Raw genomic sequence first — 6,975 nt, 5'->3', positions numbered from 1 at the left:
GCTCGACCTTCTCCCTGCTGTACATGCGAACCTCCAGTCCGGACCGCCCCGCGGTCCAACTTTCTGTCCGCACCCCCTATTCATATTTTTGCAGGTAAAAAACCACCACAAAGGTGCCTGTCCCCTTTGTGGTGGTTAGCTAGTCTTGGGGTGTCCAGGACCAGAAGAAGTTGATGAGGGCTACGCGCGAGGAGGCACCTGTCTTTTTGTTAATCGAAGCGATGTGGCGATAGAGCGTGGAACGCGAAAGGAAGAGTGCCGCCGCCACGTCCTGCACGCTGTCGTCCGAAACGACCAGTGCCTCCAGAACATCGCGCTCGCGCTTGGTGAGCCCAAAGGCGGCAACGAAGCCATCGAGCCGATCGTCAAACGAAAGCTCCGGCGCCTCCAGGGGCACCGTGTCGGCCTGGCCGGGCTCACAGCTCACGCCAAGATCGTCGGTGGCAAGCGCCAGCCTGCCGCGCGTCGCCTCGCCCTCACCGTCTTGTCCAAACTGTCCCAACAGCGAAATCGCGATGCCGACAAACAGCACGAGCACGACGCTCACTGCCGCCAGCACGTTTTGACTCGAGATAATCGCCACTGCCGGAGCCGTCACGAGCATCGAGCAAACGTTGTTGATAACACGGCCCATGCACGGCCACAGATACGCCCAGCGGGCATACATCGAAATCGCGGCGAACTTCGCGGTGAAGAACACCACGAAAAAGCCCGTGCCAAGGTAAAAGATAATCGTGGCGGCAAGCGTGTTGCCACCGTTGCCATCGGTGATAAGTACAAAGAACGAGAGCGTGGACAGCATGGCGGCGCACGTCATGATGATATTCATATACGAACGCCCACGCAGGTCATACAGGACGCCGGCGGCAAGGGCGCTCACAACCAGCAGCAAGCGCGGCCAGTCGCCCAGATCGATAGCGCCAGCGGCATGCGAGGTCGTAAGGCCGGCATTGAGGGCCGCGAACACGCCGGTGAGGCAAGCGGTCGCCACCGTCAGACGCACCACGGCGCCCTGAAAGGTCGCCTTTGCCTCGGGGTCATCGTGCCACCTGGCGCCACGCTCCGACGCATCGACCGATAGCTCGGCAATCTCGACCTCGAACTCGGGCGCAGGCTCATCACGCAATTTAGCGCGGCGGACACCGTGAAGCAGCCCCACCAGCGCAATCGCACAGGCAATGAGAACAGACTGCTGGGGAATGCCCGCAGGCATCACCATATGGTTGAGCACCTGCACCAAAATGCCCACAGCATAGGAAACCGCCACGGTGCGCGCCAGGCAGGGCGTCTGCGCAAAACGCCGCGCAAGATTGGCATGGGCGGTCGATCCGCAATAGCCCAGGGCGCAGCACGCCACCAGGCCGCCGGCAATTACTACCTCAAACCGCATTGCCATAATCATCAGCAGCAACGCCGATACCAACAGCACGCCCGTAATATCGCTCGTCGCATCGATCGTCTGGGGACGGCGATAGTACAGAAATGGGCGCACGAAAAAGCCAATCACGCTCGCGCCGACAACGATGCTCTCGTAGATGACGACCTCACTCGATGGCACGAACTCGGCCATGCGCGCATCAAAGAAATACTCGCACGCCAAAAACGTGAAGAAGAACAGCGCTAGGCACAGAATCTCCCGCATGCCCCGGCGCAAATATGCGGTTGTGTCTCCCAGGTCCCTCATGGTAACCCCCACCCGCTTTGTTGTCCGGAACACCATTTTAATAAAGAACCAATCTCAATATCGAAGCCAAGTTCGAAATGTTGCAAATTCGACCCCAGCCGTCCGCATGACGCCGCGATTTTGAGCCGCATGACCCAGAAGGGGCGCGCGCAAGCTCCAACTCGGCAAGGAGTATCCCCCAACTGCCACTCATTTAAGTACGTCCCCAATGAGTACCCAATGAGTAAGCAAAGGGTGCGACGGAATGGCTCCCCTTGGCAGCTTGAAGCCGTCATGCAGGAACCATTCCGTCGCAGCCTAATGAAAGGGACTGGGTTGTAAATGTTGGAGAAGAGCCGTTAGCGCCCGGGGGCCAGGATCACCAGCGCGTCGTGCTCAAAGGGATGCTGCGCCACGCGCACGGTGCCGTCACCGTTGTCACGGACGGGCAGCTTTGCGATGCGCTTGTCCTCCATGTCGAGGACCGTCGCCGTCCAGCCACGCGCGCCGTCGAGCTTAAACTTGAGCGCCGTGGTACGCGGCAGGTACGCGACGATGCGATCGCCAACGCGCGCCACACGGATGGACTCGCGCGCGTCGTCGAGGAGCTCCTGCGCCGGAACCACGGCAAGTGCATCGTCGGCAGCCGTAGCGCCTAGGGCGGCAAGCACGTGCTCGATCGCGCCAAAGTCCCACACACCCGCAAACTGCAGGCACTCTTGCCAGCGGAAGGGCATGTCAAAGCCCTCGCCCAGGACCGAACCCTGGCTGCGCGATGTTTGCCAGTTCCACACGCCGTGTGCGCCATAGGTCACGCCGGCACTGGCGCCGGCAAGAATCGACGACCATACGCTCGCGCGGCAATCCTGCGCGGTAAAACGCCAGAAGACGTTGCGCGACGCACCCATCTGCTCGTAGCAAGGCTCGGAGTTGACCATCGGCTTTTTGGGATAGTTGGCGATAAAGTCCTGCGGCAGACGCCATGCCTCGGGCTGGCCCTCGTAGTTGTGGCCGGGCTGGAACATATAAAAGTCCAGACGGTCCAGATACTGCGCCGGAATGGTGCGGTTACCGCGGTTGATATGCATGGTGCGCAGTGCCTCGGGCGCGCGCTTGACGACCTCGTCGAGGGCGTCCTCGTAATAGGCGATCGCCTCGTCGCCGGCAAAGTCGGTATCGCCCGCCACCACGTAGACGGGGTCGAACTCGCCCAGGTTCTCGACGACGCGGGCAACGTGGGCGCGAACCTCCTCACGCGGCATAATCTCGGCACCGCAACGCTCGGCGATCTTGGCACCCCAGGTACCGGGCACGTAGTTGCACCACATGAGCACGAGCGCCGGACGAATGCCGTGCTCGACGGCCGCGCGGCACATGGCGGCGGCACGATCCCAATACGCCTGGTTGGGGCAGGACCAATCAAAGTGCACGCCATCCTCGCTGGCATAGGGCCAAATGCCCAGGTCGGGACAGCAGCGATCCCACTGCGGCAACGTGTTGATCTGCAGCACGTTCATGCCCTGCTCGGCACGGCGGGTCAGGTAGTAATCCCAGTCGTTCTCGGCGATGCTCGTAAATGCGCTCCAGCACGTATCGGCAAACCAGAAGAACGGTTTGCCCTCGCACAAAAAGCCGTCCTGGCGACCGTTGGCGGTCAGCTTTCCCAAACTCATCTGCATGTCCTTTCGTTTGATAAAGGATTTGCGAACCGCCGGGGGCTTTCGCGATAACCCCGCGCGAAAGCCCCCGGCGCTTGGCAAACCCTCGCGGGCGAATCTCACCCGCCTCCATCAGTCTACCTTGCAAGAAGGGCCCCGCCGGGCTTACGCCTGACGGGGCCCTGTCGTGTAGGTGAGGTCTTATGCGACCGAACGGTTTGGCCTTAGGCCTCCATCTCGGCGAGCTCCTCCTTGGAGAAGCCGGAGACAAAGACGACGGCAGCGGCGATGACAAAGGAGATTGCCATACCAACGATAGCCCAGACGGTGTTCATCTGGCCACCCTGCAGGTAGTTGGTGAAGACCAGGAAGTTGGAGGCACCGCCTGCGAGGTAGTAGGTAACACCCATGAGGCCGGAGAACACAGCGCCGATAGCACCGCCGATGAACATGCCAAACATGGTGCGACGGAAGCGCATGAGGATACCGAAGAGCGCGGGCTCGGTGACGCCGCCGGCGATGGCGGAGATGACGTAACCGATGGCGAGAGACTTCTCGTCGGGGTTCTTCATCTTGAGGAAGGCACCGAAGGCGCAGCCCCAGACAGCGGCCATAGCGCAGTTGGTGGAAACGAAGACGAAGGGATCGTAACCGGCAGCGATGATCTGAACCTGGGCGAGCAGGATGACGGGCATGTGCATGCCGCAGACCACGAAGAGCTGCCAGAAGGCGCCGAGGATGGCCATGACGATCAGGATGCCGATGCCGCCAAGGTCAGCAAGGCCGAAGAGGGCGTTGGCGATCAGCGTACCGATCTCGTTGCCGATCGGAGCGAGGACGATGAAGGCAATGGGGATCGTGACGATCATGGTGCAGAACGGCGTGAAGACCGTGGACAGCACGTCGGGCATAACCTTCTTAAAGAACTTCTCGATGAAGTACAGGACGGGCACCGAAAGGATGATCGGCAGGACGGACTGCTGGTAGTTGGCAGCGGCGATCTGGATGCCGTAGACGGAGATGATTCCGCCGCCCTCCTGGGTGGCGACGCTCACCACGGAAGGAGCCATGAGGGCGCCACCGAGCAGCATGCCGAGCACCGGGCTGGCGCCGAGCTTCTTAGCCGCGGCATAACCCAGGTAGATGGGGATAAAGGTGAACGTGGCCTCGTACAGCGTGGTGTAGAGGAACGTATAGGTCGGGTCGTCGGCCGAGAGCACACCGAGCATGGTGGGGCCGAGGACGGCCGCGATGGTACGGAACAGACCGCCGGCCATGAGCAGCGGGATGAGCTGGGTCATGGAGCCCGACAGATAGTCGAGGATGATATTGGGCAGGTTCTTGAGCTCGAACTTCTCCTTGGGAGCATCGAGGTTCTCGTTGACGGCCTCACCCTGCTTGACACCGGAGATGGCGACGAACTCGGCGAGCACCTTGGGCACGTTCTGGCCGATGATGACCTGGAGCTGGCTGCCGGCAAACTGGCAACCCAGAACACCCTTGACCTTCTTGATCTTCTCCACGTCGGCCTTGCTGTTATCATTGAGCGTCAGACGCAGGCGCGTCATGCAGTTGGTGGCAACGGAAACATTCTCCGCACCGCCCACGAGCTCGAGGACATCGGTGGCAATCTGCTTGTTATCTACTGCCATGGGACCCCTCCCCATATCTTCGTGTGCCAGCCCCCTTGGGCTTAGGCACGCCTTTGGCCCGGCGACTATAACCCCTTACGGTTGCCGGACCCTTGGATACGCTTTTGTAAACAAGGTGTTTACTGAACGTTTACGGGCTTTAGTTTACACGGAGCGCCGAATTTATGGCAATTTTGCCGTCTACAGTCCGGTGAACGGTAGGAAATCGGGGGTGAACGTATTTGAATGGCGGGAGATGGTCTCTTTGACCCTCTATTGATATATAGCCATTTACGTGGGATTTTATTTTGATGAACACCTCACTGATCTGTTAACTCATCAACAGAATCCCTGCTAGAAGCTAGTAAACATACGTTTAGTAGTTCACGACGTGTTCAATTTTGCCGTTTACCGAGTTCATCTGGTTATTCTTCAATTCTAGATTACACTAAACATGTTTAGTTTGTATTGCCGCAGATGCCAGGCATTCGCGGCGCAAGGGAGACAGCTCATGGAACTCAAATTGTGTACCTACGCAACCGTCACCACCTTGGGCGACTTTGGCCCCTGGATCAGCAAGGTCGTACTCGACCTGCCCTGCACCGTGCGCGCCAACGACATCGACGCGAACACCTTCCATATATATGTAGAGCGTCACGAGCGCTCGGGCGATGTTCTGATGCGCAAGGAACGCGGCGCCGACCATGCCGCGCCCTCCGTGGGTTACATCGACATTCTCGCCGCATATCCGTGCGACGAGAACGGACGTAAGCTCGCCGTGGGCACCCATGTGGCGCTCGAGGTCGCCGAGCAGCGCCTGACCAAAAAGATCGAAGGCGGCGTCATGGGCTCGCGCATGCTCGATGACCAGTTGCACATCACGCAGCTCGCGGCTCTTCCCGGCAACGACGGCGACGATCCCACCTGCGGCCTGGTCTTCGACACCTGCCGTGGCGATATCTGCCCTGCGCTCAAAGGCTGGAGCAACGACACGCAAAAGACCGCCGTCGACGGTATCGCGCTCGAATACGGCTTCTTTGAGCCCAGCTTTAAGGCCGAGGACTCGGCATGCTTCAACCCCTTTGCGCCCGAGGCCACGGCCGTGCCCCAAAAGGCACCGCTCGTGGTGTATCTGCACGGCGCCGGCGAGGGCAAGGGCGCCACGCAGGGCGAAGGCGCCACGCGCGCCTATATCGGCAACCGCGTGACGGCCATCAGCCAGGCGCAGATCCAGCGCTACTTTGGCGGCTTTGCCTGGGTGCTCGTACCGCAGTCGCCCACGTTTTGGATGGACAACGGCGTCGAGCAGCTTGGTCACTCCAACCAGAGCATCTACTCCCCCGTGCTCAAGGCACTTATCGATGAGTTTGTCGCCGAGCATGCCGACCGCATCGACACCGACCGCATCGTGGTCGCCGGTCTTTCCAACGGCGGCTTTATGACCCTGCGCCTGTGCGCCGACTACCCCGATTTCTTCGCCGCGGGCCTTCCCTGCTGCGCCCCGTGGTACAACGCCACGGACGAGGACGTGGCCGCGCTCGCCAAGACGCCGCTGTGGTTTACGCACTCCAAGGGCGACGAGCTCGTGTCACCGCAACAGACCGTGCTGCCGCTCACGGCGCGCCTGCGCGATGCCGGCGCCAACGTGCACCTCACCTACTTTAGCCATGTCGAGGACCTGACCGGCGTGTATCGCGAGGCCGACGGCTCGGCCAAGAAGACGTTCAACCACGGCGTGTGGATCCACCAATTCAACGACCTGTGTTATCAAGACTTCGACGGGGGCAACGTACTCATCGACGGCGAGCCGGTGGGCTGCTGGGAGTGGTCGGCCAGGGTCGACCGCTAAGCCCTCCCATCGCGGGGACCGGGGTTTAGTCTTGCAAACGTCCTCGGGCATGCATGGGCTGGCGCTTTGCGCTTCGCGCTGCGCCTGCCCATGCCCCCTGACGCTCCTATTTGGCAAGGTGTTTTTTAGAATCCATTTTGCGCTCGGCCTCGAAGGCTTGCCTGTCCCAATCGA

The 6,975-nt window shown here is 60.6% G+C and carries 4 protein-coding genes; 1 reads left to right on the top strand and 3 read right to left on the bottom strand.

Annotated elements, in window-relative coordinates:
* Positions 1 to 139 precede the first annotated feature (139 nt).
* From PMX72_RS10070 to PMX72_RS10060, 3 genes are all read right to left on the bottom strand, one after another.
* Positions 140 to 1,684, bottom strand: coding sequence for a helix-turn-helix transcriptional regulator (locus tag PMX72_RS10070; RefSeq protein WP_271746215.1), 1,545 nt, complete (start codon positions 1,682 to 1,684; stop codon positions 140 to 142).
* A 338-nt stretch (positions 1,685 to 2,022) separates the two neighbouring features.
* Positions 2,023 to 3,336: a glycoside hydrolase family 140 protein gene (locus tag PMX72_RS10065; protein ID WP_271729927.1), complete on the bottom strand. Its 1,314-nt coding sequence runs from the start codon at positions 3,334 to 3,336 to the stop codon at positions 2,023 to 2,025.
* A gap of 209 nt (positions 3,337 to 3,545) precedes the next feature.
* Positions 3,546 to 4,973: a PTS transporter subunit EIIC gene (locus PMX72_RS10060; RefSeq protein WP_271729926.1), complete on the bottom strand. Its 1,428-nt coding sequence runs from the start codon at positions 4,971 to 4,973 to the stop codon at positions 3,546 to 3,548.
* Positions 4,974 to 5,463: 490 nt separating this feature from the next.
* Between PMX72_RS10060 and PMX72_RS10055 the strand changes: the two genes are divergently transcribed.
* A complete protein-coding gene (locus PMX72_RS10055) occupies positions 5,464 to 6,801 on the top strand; it encodes a prolyl oligopeptidase family serine peptidase (RefSeq protein WP_118935449.1) in 1,338 nt (445 codons plus the stop codon).
* The last annotated feature ends 174 nt before the right edge of the window (positions 6,802 to 6,975 follow it).

This window comes from Collinsella aerofaciens, from assembly GCF_028207065.1.
GTDB lineage: Bacteria > Actinomycetota > Coriobacteriia > Coriobacteriales > Coriobacteriaceae > Collinsella > Collinsella aerofaciens_AR.
This window is presented reverse-complemented; position numbering and strand designations above follow the sequence as displayed.